Genomic DNA, 23,970 nt, shown 5'->3' with positions numbered 1-23,970 from the left:
ACAATTAGGAAAATGATAATCCAATATAATACCGACAAAACCATCAACGGAGACGAAAGACACGAAGAATATTTTACATCTCTGATTGAAAAAGAATTAAAGAGATTTAGCTCTCAATTATCTAGGATAGAGGCTCATATAGCGGATCAAAATGGCAAAAAAGATGGCCCAAAGGATATACTTTGTACACTTGAGGCTCGCATAGAAGGTAGACAACCCATAGCAGTGTCAGACAAAGGCGATGTGGTAGAAAAAGCCATATCAGGTGCTGTTGAGAAACTAAAAGCCTCTTTAGAAACGATAATTGGGAAAATCCAAAACCATTAAAATTATGATGAATTATCACTTTGGCGGCATGCATCTTATTTGGTGGTTTGTATGGTGTATTTTAATCTTTTGGATTTTTGCAACACCTTATAATATTCCAGGTCAAAGAGCCAAAAAAGACTCGCCATTAGACATATTGAAGAAACGTTTTGCCCAAGGCGAAATAAGTAAAGAAGACTATCTGGAAAAGAAGAAACTTTTGGAAAATTAGAAACTAAATAAACTAAAAAATCATGGAAAATAATAAAAATTTAGGCATTTGGATGGATCATGCTGAAGCTAATTTTATCGATATTGATGCTATAGAAAATAATCATTCTATAGTTTCTAAATTTACATTCGAAACTATGGATGAAGCCATTCGCAAAAATGAAAATTTAATGCACAACAAAAGGCAACAATTGCAAGAGGCTTACTATAATGAGATTGCTGAGGAGATTTTGAAATACGACCAAGTGCTACTTTTTGGGCCTACGAATGCCAAAACAGAACTTTATAACTACTTACAACTAGACTTGCATTATAAAGACATTAAGTTTGACGTAGAACCTGCCGATAAAATGACTGACAATGAGAAAAATGCCTACGTGAAAAAACATTTTGAAATGAATTAGGGAGAGTTTTCGATGAATGCCTATTTTATTTTTTGGCTAAGAAAACTGAGCGATTTATTGTTCAGTTTTTTTTGTCCTAGCTATTTTCTATTTCAAGCATGATTTTTTTATTTAAATCATTCGCAAGAAATAGTAAAAAGATTATAAATAGGCTTTAAAAATTCTTTTTGGTCAGGTCATGGATAAACTTTTGTACCTTTGCCGCTCACCATTACGAAATGGCCAAGCAAAATTTTGGAAATTTACCAGCATTTGATTTTGCAAGTTCAAACATGAATTAAAAACAAACAAGTTTGTATTGATCGAATTCTTTGATTTAGTTTTTTAGCTATTTTAATATAAATATCAAATCGAAATTGTTTTTCTCAGCAGTATTTATTGTTTCGCCAATTCCTAGAAGTTTTGCTGTAGTTCCTGATTTTTTCTAATATAATTTTTAGAAAAAAACTCGTTCTTCCTATCAAATTCAAATTAGCTTGCATTTGGCCTTTGGGCTATTACAATACTTTCAATCAATTACCAATTAGGATATTTATTCCTTGGTTATTAGCTGTTTATTATGTCTCTTTTTCGTTTGTTTACTTTTTTTTGTGGGTAGACTTTATACCTTTTTGGCTTTTGGATAGCCTTTGAGATTCTGATTGATACACACTTTGATTTTTTACGGATTTTCTAAAATATTAAACAATTAAAAATGAGTGAACCGAAAATAATAAATATAGCGATTGGGTTTGTTACTGGTCGTTTATTATTTCAAAACGTTTTAAAAACCTATATAAACAATTGGGCAGAACATGGCTCTATTAACAACAAAAATGTCAGAATCCACGTGTTAGTTTCTTACGATTTACGATACAAAAATACCAATACCAATGACTATAAAAATGTACCTTTGGCGTTGAAAGATCTGGTAGATTCGATACATTTCTACGGAGTAAATGAAGTAAATGCCGAAATAGAGCATCTAAATCAAAAAAATATCCCAATAAATACAGAAGACTGTAGTTTGTTATTTGGAGAAGGATTTGCCAAAAAGAGAAATATCTTGACCTACTTTGCCATCAAGCTCAAAATGGACAAGTTGCTGTTTATCGACGACGATGAATATCCGTTAGCGACCTACAAAAACTCTGATGACAATCTCCTTTGGATGGGGCAAAAAATATTGGTAACTCACCTGAAGTTTAATAAAGATGCAGATATAACGCATGGCTTGCACTGCGGTTATATTTCGCCTATTCCATATCTTCAGTTTGATGAAAACCTTACAGAAAACGACTTCAAATTATTCATTGATGCCCTTAGCAATGACATCATTTCGTGGGATAAAATGAAGCAAATAATCATAAACCAAAAAGGAGTAACTTATGCAGACGAAAATATACTAAATACCTCACGTTCTTATGAAGTTGAGGAAACAAACGGCATGAAGTTTATTTCTGGAGCCAACCTTTGTTTTAATCTGAAGAACTACAAGAAATTTCCGCCATTTTATAATCCTCCGGGAGCCAGAGGCGAAGATACTTTCATGAGTACAGCTCTTACTGATCTAAAAGTGCTAAAAGTGCCTTGTTATACTTTTCACGACGGCTTCTCGATGTACAATAACCTTCTGAACGGTGTTTTACCTGTACAATTAAAGGCCATTGAAAATACCAGTCCGGAGATATTGAATCGTTTTGTGCAAGCCACCATCGGTTGGGTTAGATATAAGCCTCTTTTGGTTTATGTGACTGAAAATGAGAATTTTGAAGCTACAATGCAGACCATGAAAACGAATCTGAGCTATACTATTCCAAAGCTTTGTTCCTTTTTTAAAACTGATGAATTTAACAAAATACTCGTCGAGTTTGAGAAATATAGAAAAAATGTAAAGAAGCATTTCGACGATTTTGAAAAGACCAAAGCAACCTGGGCTGTTTTATTACAAAATGCAATTTGAGTTTTATGTTGAACAAACCAAATTATAAAAAAGCCTTTGTTCTAAATAAGTAATTGAAAAAACTAGATTTGGTTTTTATTGTTTTTTGGTTTTTTCCTGCTAACAAAAAACAGAGTAAAGCCAGAGGCAATTGTAAACAAACCAAAAATAGAAAAGGCCCGTAGGAGTATGTTAGAAAGGTTGTCCCGACTTTTATAATCCATCGTGTGCAACATCCAAAGGAAATCGAAAACTCGCCATTTGTTATTTCTGAACTTTTGCACAGTTCCCATTTCTGAAGCTACATATACTGTGGTGTGGCTTGGATGTACAAAGGTGACCGCATAAGCTGGCAAAGGCGACTCTCGGTATTCATGATGGCCATTGGTAGTTTCTAAATACTCTACTTTTTCTATTTTTGCATCATTAGAAAATGCCTCCTGTGCCATTTGCGTAGCTTCTTTTTCAGAAAGAGCGGGTCTTAATTCGCCAGTTTCAGCGTTCGCCAGTTGTGTTTTTTTTGCTCTGTCGTGCTGAGCAGAATAGGTGATTTGATAAACGGGTTTATGAAAAACCTGAATGAGTTTAATATCAAAAATGAAGTTTACTGTATCTTTTTCTTTGATTTTCTCTATTATTTCTTGCGGGTTTTGGAGGTGTAGATTGCTTCCCAAGGGATGAATATGTGCTTTTTGATGATCTCCATGGATCTCGTCCATATCAGACCAGCTGAAATACAAACCTCCGACAGTCCAAAACAAAAACTGAACACCCAATATGACCCCCAACCAGCGATGCGATTTTCTTATTTTTCTATGAAATTCCCCTTTTTTCATTTTTAAGAATTGGTCTTTTAAAATTATCTGAAAATAAAAAAAGGATAAAATGTGATTTTACCCTTTAATTGTTATTCGATTCTGATATCAGTGGCTCATTGTAGAGTCCATATGGTCTCCATGCATCTCTTCACCTTTTAGGGTTAAATCCATGTGACAAATCGAACATGTATCACCTTTTATGCCAGTTATTTCTGGGTGCATTGGGCATGCGTACACTTCTGCCAATTGTTCTTCTTTAGCTTCCTCAGTTTTTGATTCTGTTGAACATGATGCCGCCGCAAAGGCAATAAATAATGCTAGAACTGCTATTTTTTTCATATTGATTTTAAGTTTTTTGTGTACAAACATAAGAGATTTTGGCAAATATATTTACCCAAATCAATTTATAAATCTATTCAGATTTTAAAAATTGGATATTTACTTTATTCGAAATGAAGCATTTAACCAATAAGTATCATTGGTTTTATTAATCGAAAAAGTATTGTTGGGGTTTTTATAAGGTTTGGTAAATAAATACACACTCCCAACTCCAACAATTGCCCCAGCGGTTACGTCATAGATGTCGTGTTTTCGGGCTTTTATTCTTGTATATCCCACATAAGAAGCCAATAAGTAGGAGGGAAGGCCGATCTTCCAGCCATAGCGTCTTTGTAAAAATGCCGCACCCGTAAAAGCCGAAGAAGTATGCCCAGAAGGAAAGCTAAATCTCCCGCCATTGGGTCTAGGTTTGTCAATAATTCGCTTCAAACTATGCGTAACCACAAAAGATGTCGCCATAGATTCGGCGAATTGCAAGGTGCCTTTTTGTTGATTTCTGAAAAATAATGTGGTGGCAAATGCTGAAATTGGAAGAGCATTTGATAAAATATCACCTGATATTTCACTGCCAGTCTTTTGTGCAAAACCAAAATTCAGAGAGAAGACCAATAACCACAAATAGGAGTATTTCAAAAGAATATTTTTTGTTTTGATTAACAATATTAGGCGAATTATATTTTAGGTCCTCAGTTTTGTTTGAAAAAATAATTTCGCCAAAACCATTCTTTAAAAACCAAAAGATTAAACTATTTTTGATAACCTTAAATAATATTCTTTTTTTATGAAAAAATCTCTTGGACTTTTCTTCTTTTTAGCTTTTGCAATTCATTTCACCTTTGCTCAAAGTTTCAGAGTAAGTACTAACAAAAGGTACCTTATGAAAGATGGTAAACCTTTTGTTTGGGTGGGCGATACCGCTTGGGAATTGTTCCACAGGCTTGACCGTGAGGAGGCGACTTTTTATCTTGGAAAACGTGCCACGCAGGGATTTACTTTGGTGCAAGCAGTAGCATTGGCCGAAATGGACGGCTTGAACAAACCGAATGCTTACGGAGATAAACCGCTGATAAACAATGACCCGACTCAGCCCAACGAGGCGTATTTTAAACATGTAGATTTTATAATAGAAAAAGCCAATGAACTAGGAATCAACATTGGCCTTTTACCTACTTGGGGCGACAAAATTTTCAAAGATCGTTGGGGTTCTGGCCCCGAAATATTTAATGAAACCAATGCTAAGGTTTATGGACAATGGATAGCCAATCGCTATAAAAACCGCACAAATATTGTATGGATTTTAGGTGGCGACCGCAACCCAAGACCTGGCAGCAATGACGTAGCAATCTGGGAAGCTATGGCCGCAGGCGTAGTGGAAGGATTGGGAGGAAATGATAAAGGAGTGATTAGCTATCATCCGCAGCCAAATGATGCAGGAGCGAGTGAGTGGTTTCATAATTCGCCTTGGTTTGATTTCAATATGTTCCAAACTGGGCACTGCCGTGACATTCCGGTATATGATCGAATCAAAAATTCGTACGATAGATTGCCCACAAAGCCAACCATAGATGGAGAGCCGATATATGAAGACCATCCTGTTTGTTTTAATGCAACCGAAAACGGAACCACAAGTGCCTACGACGTCCGAAAAGCCATTTATTTGGATGTTTTTGCTGGGGCTTTTGGGTTTACTTATGGCTGTCATGATATCTGGCAAATGTATTCTCCCAAAACTGAAGCGGTAAATGGTCCGAAAAATTATTGGCAATTTGCATTGGATTTGCCAGCGGCACAGCAGGTAAAATATCTAAAAAAATTGATAGCATCTCGGCCGATATTGGATAGAATTCCTGATCAAAGTTTGGTTGTAGAAAACGATTTACCAACCCACGAACGTATTCAGGCCACAAAAGGAAATGATTATGCTTATATTTATACAGTTTACGGAAAACCTTTTACACTAAATCTTGGAAAAATATCTGGAAATGAACTCTCCGCATTTTGGTACAATCCTCGTAACGGAAAAGTTACTGATGCAGGCAAATTCGGGAATAAAGGCACCAAACTTTTCACTCCTCCAAGCACGGGTTATGGGCAAGATTGGGTTTTGGTAGTTGACGATGTTGCTAAGAATTATGAGCGATTGTGAGAATATTAGATTTTCTCCAATTCGTTCCTGGTCAGTTCATTACTTTCTGCATCTCCAGTATTTAATGTTGTAGCGGGTTCAAAAAGCATTATACTCACTTCCTCTTTGGCTACAGGTCGGTGTTCTACGCCTTTGGGTACTATTATGAATTCATTTTGGTTTACTGATACAGTTTTGTCTCTAAATTCCATTTCAAGCGTTCCATTTAAAACGTAAAACATCTCGTCTTCATTTTCGTGGCTATGCCAAACAAACTCGCCTTTTAGTTTTACGAGTTTTACATGTTGGCCGTTCAATTCTCCAACGATTTTTGGATTCCAATAATCTGAGAAAAGACTTAGTTTTTCGGTAATATTTACATTTTGCATAATTATATACTTGCTACTGCTCTTACTGGAAATGTGCCCACGCCTTTAAACTTAGGTGGTAGGGCTGTGAATTTAAATGGTCCTTCGGGTATGGCTTCGAGATTGCAGAGGTGTTCTACTATTAATATTTCAGCACCTAGAAGTACAGTGTGAACAGGTCGACTTTTGGTTTGCGTATCATCGATATTATGCGAATCTATGCCGACCAATTTTGCACCTGCATTTTTTAAATATTCCGCCGCATCCTGTGTTAGAAATGGATGATGCTCAAAGTATTGGTCAGTATTCCAATATTCCGACCAGCCCGTGCAGAAAAGCACTGCTTTGTTTTTTACATCAAAACCGACCAAATCTTCTTTGGTGATGTTGAGCTTTTTGCTGTGATGAATTTTGATAAGAACAGCATCCAAATCAATAAGTGCCTCCAAAGCTATTTCTGATAAGTCTTTTCCGTCGGCGTATCGGTGAAACGGGCAGTCTAGATATGTGCCAGTATTGCTCACCATTTCTATTTTTCCTATCTGAAACTCCGCTCCATCGCCATAAATATTTTTGGAATCTTCTCGACTCAGGTAATCACAAATAATGGGTGCTGGAAGTCCTTTGTAGGTAATCAATCCAACTTCGATAGTATGGCTCAGGTCTATGTATTTTTTCAAAATATTATTCGGGTAATGCTATAAATTTTCTAACTTCTCTAACACAGTGACCGCATTTTACCATGGGACAATCTTTCGCTATGGCGGTTGCATCTTCCATATTTTCGGCCCAAATTATGTCAAAACCAGAAATTCCTTCTGAATTTGTTAAAAAATCACCTTCAGTTTTTACACCATTTTGACTCACATAGCTGCCCGAAACTGTCAAAGGAGAGCCAGTTATGTATTTTCCTTTTTCTATTAAATCATTCACCCAAGGCATCATATCAGGGCCAGCCGCAAATCTGTCTTCATCACTTAAAGCCCCAATCTTTGCAAGGTTTTCTCTTACTATTAGGAGATATTTTTCCATGTTTTTTTAATTACTTTTTTACTAAAAAAGGCTTAGCAATATTAAAACATATTTTCTTAATTAAGTAAGGTTAAGATTAAATATAGCTAGTTTTCTAATGATTATTTTGAAAATTTAGTATGTTTAATTTCAAATTTTAAATCCCTCGCATTTAATAAAATATTTTAATAATAAAAGTTTTTATTTTGTATATTGCTTAAAGATTTCATGCCTATTCTCTTCGTAATAAAAACCTTATCCAAAATGAATAAAGTCCTTGTTTTTTTACTCCTGCCCGTATTGGTTTTTGCACAAAAGAAAGCAACGATAAGTGAAGAGTCTCGACCTTTTCTGACTTATCCTTTTTCAGACCCGAACCCCAATCCAATATTGACAGTGAGGACCAATATATATCCTTATCATTCATTTGAGGGCTACAGTTTGAAGGGAGAAATGCAAAAATGGAAAGTTGTAAAACTCGAAAATGACTATATTATCGTATGGGTTTTGCCCGAAGTCGGTGGAAAAGTTTGGGGAGCCATAGAGAAATCTACGGGCAAAGAGTTTATCTACAGGAATGAGGTCATGAAATTTCGCAATATATCCATGCGTGGGCCATGGACATCTGGCGGTATAGAGTTTAATTTTGGTTTTATTGGTCACAATCCATCTACTGCGACACCGGTAGATTATCTAACCAAAGAAAACGCCGACGGAAGCGTATCTTGTTTTGTTGGAAACACTGACCTTACCTCACGCACGCAGTGGCGGGTTGAAATCAGATTGCCTAAAGACAAGGCATATTTCGAAACGAAGGCCCTTTGGAACAACCCGACCCCAGTTCCACAAACCTATTATAACTTTATGACTGGTGCCGCCGCAGTTTCTGAAGATTTAGAGTTTTATTACCCTGGCAATCAGACCCTTGATCATAACGGCGATGTGCATCCTTGGCCAGTTGATGAAGAAGGGCATGATCTCTCTTTGTATAAAAACGATAATTTTGGCTCTGATAAAAGTATCCATACCGTAGGCGAATACAATGATTTTATGGGTGGTTATTTCCATAAATCTAATTTTGGATTTGGGCATTGGGCTTTATATGAAGACATGCCAGGTCGCAAACTTTGGCTCTGGTCTACCGCTCGCGATGGTGGCATTTGGGAGGATTTATTGACTGACACAGATGGACAATACATGGAGTTTCAGGCTGGAAGATCATTTAACCAATATGCACAGTCGGGGTTTAGAAGTCCCATAAAAGAGTTGCCTTTTAACCCGAGTGTAACAGACACTTGGAAAGAAATTTGGTTTCCTGTAAAGGAAATTGGTGGCCTGACCGAAGTATCTCCGCAAGGAGTTTTGAGCATAAAAAATGAAAATGGGAAACTGCAAATCGGGATAAATGCATTGGCGTTTGTACAAAGTAAGATTACGGTGAAATCTAAAGGGAAAATAATCTTCTCCACAGACAAGACCTTCCAGCCGATGGATGTTTTTAAAACTTCTGTGAACATAGAAGATGGTGCAGATTTCGAAGTAGAAGCCACTGGCATGGATTTGAAACATACCTCAAAAATCGAAAATATCCTAAAAAGGCCATTTGCCACGACTATTCCGCTTGACCCCGAAAGTGCAGCTAATTTTTATCAAATTGGGATCGAACAAAAAGAAAATCGGAATTATTCGGCTGCCAAAAAGATCCTGAAAGTTTGCCTTCAAAAAGACGCCATGCACATTGACGCTATGGCTGCTCTTTCCGAATTGTATTATCGAAATAATTTGCCTGATTCGGCACTCATTTATGCCAATATGGCCTTGACTTTAGATACTTATCATCCTGCGGCGAATTATTTTGCAGGAATAAATTACAGCTTAAAAGGTGATTATTTAAATGCCTTGGAGTCTTTTGGCTGGGCGGCGAGAAGTATGGAATATAGGTCGGCTGCAAATGCTGAGATGGCTGCTATAAGATTTTTGCAAAAAGACTATGGCTTAACTGAAAAATACGCTCAATCGGCTTTAGATTATAATAGGTTTAATGTCAATGCTATGAAATTATTGGTGGTATTGTATAGGGAAACCGGCAAAAACATATTGGCTCAACAAACTATTAATCAAATAATAGAGCTAGATCCATTGAATCATTTTGCTTCTTTCGAAAAATATAATTTAGAGAAAAACCAAGCGAATCTTTTGGCTTTTCAAAACAAAATAAAAAATGAATTTCCGTACCAAACCTATCTTGAGTTGTGTTTGGATTACAAGAAATTAGGCTTAGAAAAAGACGCTTTAGAAGTTTTAAATAAGGCACCTAAAAATAGTTTGGTAAGTATTTGGAAAGCCTTTTTACAAAAAAATACTGCTGCTCTAAACACTTGTGCTCAAGAATCTCCAGACTTTGTATTTCCATATCGTACCGAAGATGTGGAGGCACTAACTTGGGCAATTGCAAACCATTCGTCTTGGAAGTTTAAATATTATTTGGCTTTGAATTATTGGGGCATAGACCGAATAGAAGAAGCGAAAGACTTGCTTATAAAATGCGGGAATGAGCCTGATTTCTCACCATTTTATATTTCAAGAGCCTTTTTGATGAAAGGAAAAGATGAAAAACAAGTTTTAGCAGATCTGCAAAAAGCGAAAAATATTAACGCCAAAGAATGGAGAAACTGGAGTAAATTGATTGAATATTATGAAGGGATTTCAGATCACAAAATGGCCTTATCGCTTTCTGAAGAGGCCAGATTGCTCTTTAAAGATAATTTTTATTTGGCCTTGCAAAATGCCAAAACGCTTTTGAACAACAAGAAATACGATGAATGTTTGACTGTTTTATCAAAAATGGTAGCCATACCTTTTGAGCATTCCAGAGAAGGGAAAACAATTTACGAACAAGCCTATTTGTTAAAAACCTTGGAAGGTACTGAGTCGAAAAACTACGATGCGGCTTTACTAAGCCTAGAAAAATCGAAAGAATATCCCGAAAACCTGGGTGTTGGGAAGCCTTATGTATCCGATATTAGAATTCAAGATTATTTACAATCTTTAATTTTGAACAAAACTAACCAAAAAGAAAATGCGAGAAAACTCGAAGGAAATATTGAGAAGTTTTCGGATAAAAGAATAAAAGATGGTGCGATAAGCTTAAATGATATTTTGTATTTCAGCATTTTAGAAAAGAATAATGAGACTTCAAAAATTAAGGATTTGGTGAAAATAATTAATTCGGAAAGTTTGAAAAACAAACCTGCTTCAAGATGGATTTTGGCCAATATAGAAAAAAATAATAAGGCTTTGGAGCAATTAAGAAATGATATGAAATCAAATAAGTATTTTGAAATTATTGAGAAGGCTGTGACTTTAAGTGAATAGTTGTTTAAATACAGATACTTTTTTCGATTAAAACATAAATTGGCTCATTTAGCTTATTGGATTAATTACTTTCTAGGTTTTTGGTTCATTAGGTTGAAGTTTAATAATTTCACCATTATGTGGTTTTGTGATATAAATTTAGTCCATAAAGGAGAAAATCTTTATATAAAACGAATGATATTACACCATTTAAATCCCGCAGGGATGAAATTATTTTAAATAGTGAAAAGACACATTTCGCTATAAATTCCGAAGGGATGAAATTATTCTAAATAAAGAAAAGACTTATTCCGCTATTATTCCCGAAGAGATGAAATTATTTTAAATAAAGAAAAGTCACATAATGCTATAAATCCCGAAGGGATGACATTATTGTAGAAAAAAATATGAATTGAGTGAAATCCCGAAGGGATGATATTATTCTAAAAAAAGAAAAGGTAAATACAGCTTTAAATTCCGAAGGGATGATATTATTTTAAATAAAGAAAAGTCACATTCTACTATAAATCCCGAAGGGATGATATTAATATAAAAAATAAAAAGGTAAAAACTGAGGAAAATCCCGAAGGGATGACATTATTATATATAAAAAAGAAAGGGTAAATACAGCTATAAATCCCGAAGGGATGACATTATTTTATTTATAAATCCTAACAATCAACCCAAAAAACACCTTTCAATTCCTTTTTTAGAAATATGATTTTCCGCCAAATTATATTTACCTAATTTTAAACTATTTACACTTATTTTTGTAAAATTGTAAAGATTTAAAACAAAAAACCTGCTCAAATTTCAAGCATTTATTCAAAAACCTTATGTTTACCTTAAAAGAAGTTGCCAAAACCATTGATCATTCGCTTTTACACCCAACTATGACAGACGCCGAGCTGATTGCAGGCTGTAAATTGGCTATAGAATACGACGTAGCGGCAGTTTGTATCAAGCCTTATTTTGTAAAGCAAACTGCTGAATTACTCAAAGATTCGGATGTGAAAGTTTGCAGTGTAATCGGTTTTCCGCATGGAAACAGCACAATCCAAACCAAAGTGTTTGAAACCCGATTGGCTTGCAAAGACGGTGCTACAGAAATCGACATGGTGGTAAACGTGGGTAAGGTTTTGGGAGAAGATTGGCGTTATGTAAAAAAAGAGATTTTTGCGATAAATAAAGAGTGTGTAAAACATGGAGCCATATTGAAAGTCATTTTCGAAAATGATTTTATACCCAAAGACAAATACAAAATTAAACTCTGCAAAATCTGTAGCACAATTGGAGTGGCTTTTGTAAAAACCTCGACTGGTTACGGCTACGTAAAACTGCCAAGTGGTGACTACAACTACAAAGGAGCCACAGAACATGATCTTCAATTGATGCGAAAATACAGTGCTCCAGAAGTACAAATAAAAGCCGCAGGTGGCGTAAGAACGCTGGACGGCTTACTAAGAATCAGGGAGTTAGGCTGCACAAGAATGGGAGCCACAGCTACAGCGGCTATTTGTGAAGACGCAAAGGAAAGGCTAGGTTTAAAATCCAAAGAAGTTGAAAAAGTTACTTCGGGTTATTGATTTTTAAATAAGCTAAATTTTTAAATTATTAATTGATTTGTAAATTATATCTTTCGAGTTCTTTTCTTTCAATCGTTTATAATATGTAGGAAGTTTTGGAGGAATACTTAAATTATAATTAAATTTGAAAAGCTTTTTTTAGTTTAAAGAATTGAAATCATGGGAATTACTTGATAGCCTTTCTTTTTAGACTTAATAAGTATCCATTTTCTTTTGCCATGAATTACTAAAATGAATAAATTTTTATTTTTCTTTCTTTTTACAAATTTTTTGTGGGCTCAAAGTATTGAAATAACAAAAAATAGCCCGAATTCGTCGAATATTACTAATAAATTTGAAATATACGAGGACCTTTCAAGTTTAAGTCCTAAGCAGGTATTTGGGCAAAAAATATTTAGTCCAATTTTAAAAGACCACATAATTTTTCCTTATTCGAATGCCAATTTTTGGCTTCATTCTAAATTCAAAAATGATACTGATACCACCCAAAATTTATATCTAATTTGGACAAATAGCCTCGTTGATACACTAGAGTTTTACATATCAGAGGAAGGAGACGGTAATTTTAAAAAAACAACCTTTCCTCTTTTTACTTACCAAAAAGAAAAAAAATTATTCGAGAAAGAAGTCGTTTTTAGTTTTAATATTTCAGCCAGCAAGAGTAGAGAGATCTATATTAGACACAAAAGTTTAAGAGGAAATTATAGCAGATTAGAGCTATATAGCGAAAAAGAATATCCTAATTACAAATTGGATTATTATGCCTACCAAGGTACGGTGAATGGCTTTTTGATTTTTCGTTTTATATTGGTTTTTGTAATGGGCTTCATAATCATAAAGGATTTTACATTTACAGTATATTCTGTTCATACTATTTTCAAGACTTTGGGATATTGGGGACTATTGAACATCCCTGGGCCATGGTTTACAGATTCTCCCATTTTAGCGGCAAAAATTGATTTTATTTGTTATACTTCCACACCAATGGCGGCTTCTTTATTTGCTTTGAGTCATCTCCCCATAGCTAAATTAGGTGCTTGGGTTAAACATACACTGATTTTTACCATAATATTTAATATACTTTTAGACATTGTTGTTTTAGTATCTTATCAATGGTATTGGCTAAATACCGGCCCTTGGTTGGTCGTAATTAACAGCCTTTTTATAGTAAGTATCTACATTTTTTGCATCTTTAAAAAACTCAAATTCGATAATTATTATGCTATTCTTTTCCTGATGACCACTATCAGCTATATGTTTATTAACATTAGATTGTTGGGTTATTTAGAATTTAAACCTCTCTTTACTATAGCCACCATATTGTTTATTGGGGAGATATTGTTTTTTGTGTTTTTTTTAGGGAACATTATTAAAAAGATTCAAGTAAAAGCTATAAAAGCAGAGCAAAATGACATTTTCAATAAATTGACTAATGAAAAATTACTCGAATTAGATAATACAAAAACACAATTCTTTACAAATATTACACATGAATTCCGGACACCACTTAGCCTGATTTTGGGGCCAATAGAAACGTTGGTTGAAAAATATCCAAATGAAAATATCTTCGGGATGATTAAAAGAAATGCAGAAAATCTATTAAATCTTATCAATGAACTTTTAGATTTAAGCAAGCTCCAAAGCAATGAATTTCAGTTAAACATCCAGCAAACTGATTTCATAAAAAATGTAAAGCTTATTGCAAGTGCTTATAAATCAATGGCAGAAAGTAAGCATATTGAATTCATGAATGATATTCAACCAAGTGATTTTTATACCAGTTTTGATACAGATAAATTCGAAAAAATTCTAAATAACCTTTTATCTAATGCTTTCAAATTTACGCCTGAATATGGTAAAATCGTTTTAAGTACCTATTTAGAAAATGAAATCTTGAAAATTAAAATAGAGGATTCTGGAATAGGTTTGAAAGAAAGTGATTTGGAGAAAATTTTTGATCGTTTTTATCAGGTACAAGAAAACAATTCTCAGATTTATGGAACAGGAATTGGCCTTGCATTGGTAAAGGAATTTGCAAATTTGATGGACATAAAAATTGAGGTGAAAAGTAGCTTGGGTCATGGAACAAGCTTTTTATTGACTTTGCCATTTAAGCAAATTAATAGATTGGAAGTGATGGAAAGTTCTAATTCAGTTTTAAATATTCTAAATGAGAATAAGGCAAATCCAATAAAAGAAAACAAAAATAAACCGATTTTACTTTTAGTTGAAGATAATAGCGATTTAAGGGAATTTATTCGGTCTATTTTATCCGATGATTTTGAGCTAATCGAAGCCGAGAATGGTCTAATAGGCGAAGAAATTGCTTTGGAAAGTTTGCCAGATATAATAATAAGTGATTACATGATGCCTGAAAAAGATGGCTTGGAACTTTGTAAAAGCTTAAAATCTAACATTAAAACATCTCATATTCCTTTGGTTTTATTGACTGCCAAAGCTGAAGTGGAAAGCCGTATAAAAAGTTTTGAATATGGTGCAGATGAATATCTGACCAAACCATTTAACAAAAAAGAGCTTCAAACAAGGCTTTGGAATCTAATTGAAAAACAACAAAAGCTACAGCGTCTTTTTAGTAAACAAATTGTAGCATTAGAATCTAATAAGACTGTCAAATTAACTGTGGAAAATGAATTCAAACTCAAACTTAAGAAGATTCTTGATGGTAATTTATCAAACAACAAGTTCGGTGTTGAAGATTTTAGCCGTGAGATAGGCATGAGCCAGTCGCAGTTATTGCGGAAAATAAAAGCACTTTCCAATCAAACTATAGTCGAATTTATCAGAGATTATAGGCTACAAAAAGCCCATGATTTATTAAAAGAAAATGCTGGTAGCGTGTCTGAAATTGCCTTTAAAGTGGGTTTTGAAAGTTTGAGTTATTTTAGCAAGACATTTTTTGAAAAATATGGCATTGTGCCCAGTGAAGTGAAATAATCCTAATTATCGATTATTTTTTGATCCTATCGTTTATAGCTTATAAAATCAAAAATCTATATCTCTTCAAAAGTGATTTGACGAAAATGAGCAAATTTTTGACGAAAATGAGGTAGCCATTTATTTCATTTTTTTCAAACTTGCACGCGGTTTTTTGTAAGAGAAAGGTTAAAGAAAAAATTCTTTTTTTTGCAACTTACTTCTTTTATGAAATTCGAAAATTAGTTTTTCGAACAAAACTTTATTGCCATGAAAAATGAAATTACAGTCCATGTAGGGGGGCGAATTTGCCTTTATCCGTCTTCAATTATTTTACTAGAAAGTGATTCTAATTACACCCGGCTTTACCTTAATAACGGTAAAATTCTGATTGTTGCCACAACTTTAGGCAAGATTCAAAATCGACTTTCTAATCAATTTGTAAGGACTCATCGGTCCTTCGTAGTAAATCTTAATTATACAGACATTAGTTTTCTTGAAAACGAACCTTATGTAAAAATGAGCAATAACAAGCGTGTGATGGTATCACGTAGAATGAAACAAAAACTTTTAGAATCTTATCAAAAACTTTTAGCTTAAATCTTATGAAAAAAATTTATTTATTTTTTGTGCTATTGGGAGTTTCGAGTTTATTAAAAGCTCAAACCAAAACATGGGCAGGCACTACTACCGACTGGAATGCGGATGGAAATTGGAGTCCGAGTGGTGTCCCAACAAGTACTGACGACGTAATAATAAATACAAGCACTTTTAATCCAGTTATTAATTCCGGTAGTTTTAGTGTTCGCAGTGTACAATTGACTGTAATTGGCAGTATGCTTACCGTTAATAGTTTAGCTACGCTAAACATTTCAACAGATAATGGCAATGCCATTTATATTTCGAGGGGTACATTCAATAATAATGGAACGCTCATAGCTACAAATACTAATCCAATTAATGCTACGGACAATGATGTAATTAGAATGGTAAACTCCGGAATTTTCAATAATTCTGGAACAGCGACTTTAACAAATGGCGATAATCCAGTAATTAATGTTTTAACTGGGGCTTTTAATAATTTAACAAATGGAGTAGTAAATGCCAGCGGAAGGGATGTAGTTCGTATGGGGAATTCTGGCTCAGGCTTTACAAATAACGCAGGGGCTACTTTTACTGGTACAGGTACAAATATTGGGCTTTTTATGCAGCCCGGAGTTTTTAAAAACTATGGCTACCTAGAACTTGTCGGTCAAGTTGAGATGTACAACGCTACGAGTACTTTTAATAATTATGCTTGTGGCACAATGAAGGTTACAGGTAACTTTTTTAATCAAACTTCAGCCACCTCTACAAATGCAGGTTCGCTGCAAATTTTAGGAAACCTAAATAATAATGGCAGTTTTACAAATAACGGTGTATTAAAAGCTAATGCTTACCCGACCTATACCAACCGTAGGCTTCAAATCAATAACAATGCTGCTAATAATGCACTATTTACAATTTCAACTTTAGCTGGAAGCACAACAATAAACGGTATTTTCTTTGATCAGGCAGCTACTATTTCGGCTGGAACTTATGCCTCTAATACTTTTACGCCTGTAGCCATGCCAGGTGGAGTTTTTACTTTATATGTTAAAGTTACTCAAAGTACTTGTACCTATGTAGTACCGTTTTCATACACTCGCTCTAGGTCCAGATGGTATGTGAAAACAGTAGCATCAGGCTCAGGCGATGGAACATCCTGGGCAGATGCGAGTGGCAATTTGCAGGCTGTAATTAACGGAACGGTACCCTATGATAGCGTATGGGTAGCTTCTGGAGTCTATAAACCCAATGCCGACGCTACAGGCAATACCTCACCAGCCAATGCCCGCCAGAAGGTGTTTTTCATGAAAACGGCTTTGAAACTGTTTGGAGGTTTTGCTGGAACTGAAAGCAGCTTGAACGAAAGGGATTTTAAAACAAACAAAACAATTTTCTCAGGCGATATCGACAATAATGATACAAATACAGATGGGAATAATATTGCAGAAATAAGCACCGATATTCAAGGAAATAATGTCTATCAATTATTAGTCATCGCCAATTGCGATAAAAATACCTTGGTAGATGGCATAACGCTTACTGCTGCCAAGAGTAATACCACTACTTCACCATCTCAAACCATAAATGGAGTAAATGTCACGCCTGATTTAGGCTCGGCTATAAACATTACGGCGTCTTTTCCTACAATACAAAATTGCGTTTTTTCTGGAAATTATGGGGGCTTTTTTGGGAATGTATATCAAAACAATCTATCGACACCTTACATTGATACGGTGAAAGTTCTTTCTTCAATCTTTATTGGAAACTATGCTCAATATGGCGGAGGCATGTTTATTCGAAGAGGCCATCATTATTCAAATAATATAGTGATGAACAACAATACCTCAGAGTATGGTGGTGCTATAATTGTACAAAACAATATGAGTTCAACGGGTACTATAGACTTTGTCAATTCAACTTTTGTAAACAATTATAGTACCTATGGTAAATCATTGAAAATAGATGCTGGTAAGTTCAAAATCGTAAATTCGATTGTGTACAATTCTGTTCCTTATGCGGGAGGGAATTTTACCTCAACGGGAGGTACAATTACGAGCAGTTTTTCAATACTTCAAAACTCGTTGACATCTGCCATTTGGAATAATAATTATGGCACAGATGGAGGAAATAATTTAGATGTTGACCCACTTTTTTTGAACATTACCGATATAGATGGGGCTGATAATAAGTTGTTTACTTCCGATGACGGACTATCACTTACGCTCTGTTTAACACCTTCACCTGGACTGAATGTCGGAACAAATACAGGAATTGCAATGTCAGATATTACCGATTCTCCACGTCTTTTTGGTAACCTTGTAGATGTTGGGGCTTATGAAATGCAGCAAAATGTTGTTGGCACTAATCTAAATCTAACTGCAACTCTTTCAGGAAACGCTATATATGCTTCTTCAAATACAATTGTGGCTACAAATACAATGCAATCAAGTGCCAATATTAAATATTTAGCTAATAATAGCATTTCATTAAATCCGCAAAATGGAAGTGGTTTTACCGTAAATAGTGGGGCTGTTTTTGAAGCCAAAATAACACCTTTAACAGGCTGCAATTAAAAGACCTTTCGTGGTAGAAAGATTGAAATTTGGAGGGAGTTCTCTTCGAGAATTTTCCTCTGCTTTTTTGAAAACTATCACAATATTTTTAAACCTTAATTTTTCTACCATCATGAAAAAAGATGTACTTTTTAAAGCATTAAACAAAGAATTTCGAGCACTATCCATCATGGTTTTTGTTTTTCTGTATTCAAATACTCATGCTCAAACTGTTTTTTGGCAAGATAATTTTGAAAATTCATCAACACCGGATGTTGCAGCTGGAAGTACGCGAACGCCGTCAAATAATGGCGGCTCTGGAGGTCCACCCAATACTTCCTATTTTAAACGTTCAACCAACACCTCTGGAGATATAAGTTTAGTATCTGGTTTTGGAGCAAACTATATCGGGATGAATGGATCTTTCATCTGGGCGGGTGAAGACCACGATACTCCTTTTGGACTAGGAAATGAAACACAAACAATAGAGTGGACAAATATTAATATTTCAGGAAGGACCAATATTAACTTCAAAGGTTTGTTTGGTGCCAATAATACAAATGGGGCATGGGATAATGGTAGTACCACGGGAGGCTCTGACCCGGCAGGTGGTTTTGTAAGCAGTAATGATTTTATTCGTGTTGAATATGCAATTGATGGTGCTTCTTATTCTAATCTTTTGGTTTTCTTTGGAGATGCAACAGTAGGCTCCAAAAAATTAAGAGAAGATACAAATGGTGATGGAATAGGTGATGGCTCTGAGCTGGATATAAACCTTTCTGAATTTGAAAAAATGATTCCAGGTACTGGAACAAGCCTTAAGATCAAAATTTCAGTTAGATCTAATGGTGGTAGTGAAGAATGGGCGATAGATAATTTTAGGCTGGAAAGTGGAGTGGCAGCAGCTCCTGAAATCAACTTAAGAGGACGAAATGTTACAATAAATTCTGGCGATACATCTCCAACTTCAGATGATAATACTTATTTTGGTTATGCCTTTTTATCAGGTGGAACGTTGACTCAAACGTTCAAGATAGAGAATACTGGGACGGGAACTTTAACACTTTCTGGTAATCCCAACATCACAGGTACTAATTCGGGAGATTTCTCGGTTTCTACAAATCCATCTCTCTCCATCCCTGCCGGAGGAAGCACCACTTTTAGCGTAAGATTTGATCCTTCTGCAACAGGGAATCGCTCGGCAACTGTTACCATCAATAATAATGACAGCGATGAAGGAGCCTATACTTTTAGTATTCTTGGAGTTGGACAGAATACCTCACAAGCACGTTGGGTCAATAATCAAGGAGCAACACGTCCTTCAACCGTTACGGTCAATGGAGTTACTTATCCAGTGGAGGCTACCACGTATACTGATATTCAAACTGCCATTACTGCAGCGGCCCTTGATGATATAGTGTATGTAACGAATGGGCTATATAGAAATCCGAATGAAGCAACATCAAACGATTGCGATATAGTAGGTTCGGCACAACAAATGAACCTTTACCTTCAGATTTCAAATAAAAGAATTACGCTAACTTCTGAAACAGGCAATCATTGTAGTTCAGATGCCAGATTGGTTGGTTATGGTATTTATTTGGATAATGCAGATAATTCAATTGTACAAGGCTTACATTTGGATAGTGTAAGGGTAAATGGTTTTTGGGATACCAATAATACATCATTTGATCCATTTCAGGTGTCAATAAGCGTAAAAATCCTCAATAATAAAATTAGCAACACAAGAGGTCACGGAATAAAAACAGATACTGGAGGCCCATCAGGTGTACCAACAAACCGTGGAGCATGGGATATAACAGGTAATTATTTTGAAAATATAGGTTTCTACAATGCAATGGGAGATTGCCCTACTGCTTTGCCAGTAACCGCAATGTGGTTGGGAGAAGCAGGAAACAGCTTTGTAATTTCTGATAATATTATAGATAATACCAAGTGGGCAGGTATTTTAAGTGATGGCTACGGTGGTTATAAATCTATGAGTAGCTCCTTTAATTTGGATGGGGCTGTTACAATTTCTGGCAACAGAATTCATCGTACAGTTGACTCTGGTATTCAGATAGGTTTTTCTTCAGGAACTCCAGGTTTTTATCCTACAAACGCATTTATCACTCAAAACACCATTACAAATGCCAATACTGGTCAAAGTCTTGGAAGTGGTGCTATTACGGTACTTTCGAGTAATGTAAAAGGTAAGAATATCACATACAATGACGTATCGAATTCATATAATGGCTTGGCAATTGATATCGCAGGCTGGGAAAGTGCTTCGGTGGATAATCTTACATTTGTTAATAACAACAATTTTTATAATCTTACGAGTGGAAGTTTTGGAGTAACACACAAGGCTGGGATTGCCCCAAATGGGCCATACGGCACGGCTGATAATTTGGCTTTTTATAATTTTGAGAATAATTATTGGGGAGCTGCCACGGGGCCAACTTATTCAACAAATCCAGCTGGCACTGGGGTTGCTCTAAGAAAAGAAACCGTTGCCATCAGTGGTTTGGTTTATTCTACTGGTGATTTTGATTTTGTTCCTTTTAGTACAACAGCCAATACTGTCACCTCAGCTTCATTAACTTGTTGTCAAGTACCAGCAGCGACCATTTCTTACACAGGTTCACCATTTTTAACAACAGGAGGTACAGTAGCTGTCAATCGCTCGGGTACACCTACGGGTACATTTACATCAAGCCCTGCAGGTTTGAGTCTTAATGGAGATACAGGTTTGATAACTCCAGGATCTAGTACGGCGGGAACTTATACCATAACTTATACCATTGCAGCCTCGGGTAGTTGTGCTGCTGTAACAGCTACGTCTTCGCTAACCATCGTTTCACCTACGCCAGAAATCAACATCAAAGGCAATAGCATAACCATCGATGATGGAGATGCTACTCCAAGTACTAATGACCATACGGATTTTGGTTCACAAAATGTAGCTTCGGGGACTGTAGTAAGGACTTTTACTATTGAAAATACTGGTTCAGGAGCATTGACATTGGGAGGAACACCCAAAGTCGTAATTGGAGGTACACATTCCACAGATTTTACTGTTAATGTTCAACCATCATCGCCGGTGGCGGCTACTAACGGTACAACTACATTTCAGGTTACGTTTGACCCATCGGCAAGTGGAACGCGTACAGCTACAGTTAGTATCGCGAATGACGATGCCAATGAAAATCCTTATAATTTTAGTATTCAAGGAACTGGAATTTCTTCAAATATAATTTATGTTAATAGTGCCAGACCAAATAATTCAGGGGATGGTTATTCTTGGTCTACTGCAAAAAAGGATCTTCAAGATGCTATTAATATATCTGTTAGTGGTAACCAAATTTGGGTAGCACAAGGTACTTACAAGCCTACTACCGAACCAAACGGTTCTACAAGTAATTCTAAGGACTTTACATTCTTGTTAAAGGATGGAGTAGGAATGTATGGTGGTTTCTTGGGTACAGAATCAGTGCTTACTCAGAGGAATTTTGTCGCGAATGTTACTATCCTTAGTGGGGATTTCAATGGAGATGATATAGTAAGCGGAAGTGGAAGTACCTTAACATTTTCAAATAATGCAGAAAATGCCTATCATGTTCTACTATCAATCGGGAATGGTAACGGTTCTGTGTTGGATGGCTTTACGGTAAAAGGAGGTAACGGTAATTTAGCGTCGCAATATATTTATGCTGGTGTATATATCAGTAGAGATTATGGAGCTGGATTTTATAATAAAGGTGCTATTTTAATAGATAATTGTATTTTCAAAGAAAATTTTACCTTGACAACCGGTGGTGGAATGTATAACTATGGTTTTGATAACAATGCTGAAATTCGAAATACCTCATTTTCATCGAACGCCTCGCAATCTAGCGGTGGAGGATTGACCAATCAATCTGGCAATTTGAATATACATAATTGTAGGTTTGTAGGAAATAAAACCGATTTTAGTGGGGGTGGAGTAAAAAATAATTCAACATCAGGTAATATAACAGACTGTTACTTTAGCCTCAATTCTGCCTCCAATGGAGGAGGCCTTTCAATATTGAGTGGTTCTACAAGTTTACTTGGAAATATTTATGTATCAAATATCGCAAATCGCGGTGGTGGTGGATATTTGAGTAATTATTCCGGAACAATTGACAACTCAATTTTTACTAATAATACGGCTCAAGATGGCGGAGGTATATATAATGTAAGCTCCTCCACCGCAACCATTAGAAACAGTATTCTTTTTGGTAATTCCGCATCTACTACTGGTGGTGGTTTCTACAGTTCGAGCAGTACTGCTACTATACAAAATACCATTATATATAACAATTTGGGTGGTGGTACGCAAGGGGTTTATACGACGGGGACTGGTAGTCCTAGCATAACATATTCAACTGTCCAAGGTGGATTTACCGGAGCAGGGAATACGAGTCTTGATCCAATATTTCTAAATAGTTCAGACCCCGATGGTGTTGATAATATTTGGAAGTCCTCTGACGATGGATTACAGTTGACAGATTGTTCTCCTGCTCTTAATACTGGTACAAATATTGGTATTTCAAGTACCGATATTTTGGGAAATTTGAGACCCTTCAATAGCGGTATCACTGATATGGGGCCATATGAGTTTCAAAACGCTGCACAGTGTCCAGAAATTAATTTAAAGGGTAATAATACAAATATTGCCGATGGTGAAACTAGCTATCTCAATAACGACCACCGTGATTTTGGTTCTGCTAATGTAGCATCTGGGACAGTGGTAAGAACATTCACGATTGAAAATACGGGTACAGGAGCATTGACATTGGGAGGAACACCCAAAGTGGTAATTGGAGGTACACATGCTTCAGATTTTTCTGTAAATGTTCAACCAACATCGCCGGTGGCGGCTACTAACGGTACAACTACATTTCAGGTTACGTTTGACCCATCGGCAAGCGGAACAAGTACCGCTACAATCAGTATTGCGAATGACGATGCCGATGAGAATCCGTATAATTTTAGTATTCAGGGGACGGGGTGTGACGTTTCGGCCACTATCAGTTATGCCGGCACACCGTATTGTAGCACAGCCAGTCCAGCAAGTGTAAATATAACAGGCACGACAGGTGGCGGATTTACTTCAGCCCCAGCAGGCTTAACAATCAATGCAACCACAGGCCAGATAACGCCAAGCAGCAGCACAGCAGGTGTTTATACGGTAACCTACACGATAGCAGCAAGTGGCGGCTGTAGTTCAGCAACAGCCACAACGAGTGTAACGATTACAAATAACCCAAGTGCCACTATCAGTTATGCCGGCACACCGTATTGTAGCACAGCCAGTCCAGCAAGTGTAAATATAACAGGCACGACAGGTGGCGGATTTACTTCAGCCCCAGCAGGCTTAACAATCAATGCAACCACAGGCCAGATAAC

Annotated in this window: 17 protein-coding genes; 11 read left to right on the top strand and 6 right to left on the bottom strand. The window is 35.9% G+C overall.

Going from position 1 to position 23,970, the window contains the following annotated elements:
• The first annotated feature begins 12 nt into the window (after positions 1-12).
• The 4 genes from EGI22_RS13635 (at position 13) to EGI22_RS13620 (ending at position 2,883) form a co-directional block, all read left to right on the top strand.
• Positions 13-327 carry an HPF/RaiA family ribosome-associated protein gene (locus EGI22_RS13635; RefSeq protein ID WP_255069015.1) on the top strand — a complete coding sequence of 105 codons (315 nt, stop codon included), beginning with the start codon at positions 13-15 and terminating at the stop codon, positions 325-327.
• Between the two features lie 4 nt (positions 328-331).
• Positions 332-538, top strand: a complete 207-nt coding sequence (locus tag EGI22_RS13630) for an SHOCT domain-containing protein (protein WP_262925441.1) — start codon at positions 332-334, stop codon at positions 536-538.
• A 22-nt stretch (positions 539-560) separates the two neighbouring features.
• Positions 561-941 (top strand): hypothetical protein, encoded by a 381-nt coding sequence (locus EGI22_RS13625; RefSeq protein WP_255069014.1) that lies wholly within the window; start codon positions 561-563, stop codon positions 939-941.
• Positions 942-1,635: 694 nt separating this feature from the next.
• Positions 1,636-2,883 carry a hypothetical protein gene (locus EGI22_RS13620; RefSeq protein ID WP_255069013.1) on the top strand — a complete coding sequence of 416 codons (1,248 nt, stop codon included), beginning with the start codon at positions 1,636-1,638 and terminating at the stop codon, positions 2,881-2,883.
• A gap of 62 nt (positions 2,884-2,945) precedes the next feature.
• Here the strand turns inward: EGI22_RS13620 and EGI22_RS13615 are convergent, their stop codons facing one another.
• The 3 genes from EGI22_RS13615 to EGI22_RS13605 form a co-directional block, all read right to left on the bottom strand.
• Positions 2,946-3,698 carry a hypothetical protein gene (locus EGI22_RS13615; protein ID WP_369010873.1) on the bottom strand — a complete coding sequence of 251 codons (753 nt, stop codon included), beginning with the start codon at positions 3,696-3,698 and terminating at the stop codon, positions 2,946-2,948.
• A gap of 87 nt (positions 3,699-3,785) precedes the next feature.
• Entirely contained in the window at positions 3,786-4,019 is a 234-nt protein-coding gene (locus EGI22_RS13610; protein ID WP_255069012.1) for a heavy metal-binding domain-containing protein, read from the bottom strand.
• Positions 4,020-4,118: 99 nt separating this feature from the next.
• Entirely contained in the window at positions 4,119-4,652 is a 534-nt protein-coding gene (locus tag EGI22_RS13605; protein ID WP_255069011.1) for a phosphatase PAP2 family protein, read from the bottom strand.
• Positions 4,653-4,800: 148 nt separating this feature from the next.
• Here EGI22_RS13605 and EGI22_RS13600 point away from each other — a divergent pair, with 148 nt between their 5' ends.
• Positions 4,801-6,165: a glycoside hydrolase family 140 protein gene (locus EGI22_RS13600; protein WP_255069010.1), complete on the top strand. Its 1,365-nt coding sequence runs from the start codon at positions 4,801-4,803 to the stop codon at positions 6,163-6,165.
• Between the two features lie 5 nt (positions 6,166-6,170).
• Here the strand turns inward: EGI22_RS13600 and EGI22_RS13595 are convergent, their stop codons facing one another.
• The 3 genes from EGI22_RS13595 to EGI22_RS13585 are packed head-to-tail and all read right to left on the bottom strand — an operon-like array spanning position 6,171 to position 7,544.
• A complete protein-coding gene (locus EGI22_RS13595; protein ID WP_255069009.1) occupies positions 6,171-6,533 on the bottom strand; it encodes a cupin domain-containing protein in 363 nt (120 codons plus the stop codon).
• Positions 6,534-6,535: 2 nt separating this feature from the next.
• Entirely contained in the window at positions 6,536-7,192 is a 657-nt protein-coding gene (locus EGI22_RS13590; protein WP_255069008.1) for a cyclase family protein, read from the bottom strand.
• Between the two features lie 4 nt (positions 7,193-7,196).
• A complete protein-coding gene (locus EGI22_RS13585) occupies positions 7,197-7,544 on the bottom strand; it encodes a YciI family protein (RefSeq protein ID WP_255069007.1) in 348 nt (115 codons plus the stop codon).
• 243 nt (positions 7,545-7,787) lie between these two features.
• On the opposite strand from EGI22_RS13585, the gene EGI22_RS13580 reads away from it, so the two are divergent.
• The 6 genes from EGI22_RS13580 to EGI22_RS13555 all read left to right on the top strand — a co-directional run.
• Entirely contained in the window at positions 7,788-10,898 is a 3,111-nt protein-coding gene (locus EGI22_RS13580; protein ID WP_255069006.1) for a DUF5107 domain-containing protein, read from the top strand.
• A gap of 815 nt (positions 10,899-11,713) precedes the next feature.
• Positions 11,714-12,463, top strand: coding sequence for a deoxyribose-phosphate aldolase (gene deoC, locus EGI22_RS13575; protein ID WP_255069005.1), 750 nt, complete (start codon positions 11,714-11,716; stop codon positions 12,461-12,463).
• Positions 12,464-12,694: 231 nt separating this feature from the next.
• Positions 12,695-15,418, top strand: a complete 2,724-nt coding sequence (locus EGI22_RS13570; RefSeq protein ID WP_255069004.1) for an ATP-binding protein — start codon at positions 12,695-12,697, stop codon at positions 15,416-15,418.
• A gap of 249 nt (positions 15,419-15,667) precedes the next feature.
• Positions 15,668-15,997 (top strand): LytTR family DNA-binding domain-containing protein, encoded by a 330-nt coding sequence (locus EGI22_RS13565; protein ID WP_255069003.1) that lies wholly within the window; start codon positions 15,668-15,670, stop codon positions 15,995-15,997.
• 5 nt (positions 15,998-16,002) lie between these two features.
• The gene (locus tag EGI22_RS13560) at positions 16,003-18,558 is read left to right on the top strand and encodes a 3-coathanger stack domain-containing protein (RefSeq protein ID WP_255069002.1); all 2,556 of its coding nucleotides are present in this window, start codon (positions 16,003-16,005) and stop codon (positions 18,556-18,558) included.
• A 112-nt stretch (positions 18,559-18,670) separates the two neighbouring features.
• Positions 18,671-23,970, top strand: a 5,300-nt coding sequence (locus EGI22_RS13555) for a choice-of-anchor D domain-containing protein (RefSeq protein ID WP_255069001.1), incomplete at its 3' end; no start/stop codon positions are given.

This window comes from Lacihabitans sp. LS3-19, from assembly GCF_024343575.1.
GTDB lineage: Bacteria > Bacteroidota > Bacteroidia > Cytophagales > Spirosomataceae > Leadbetterella.
This window is presented reverse-complemented; position numbering and strand designations above follow the sequence as displayed.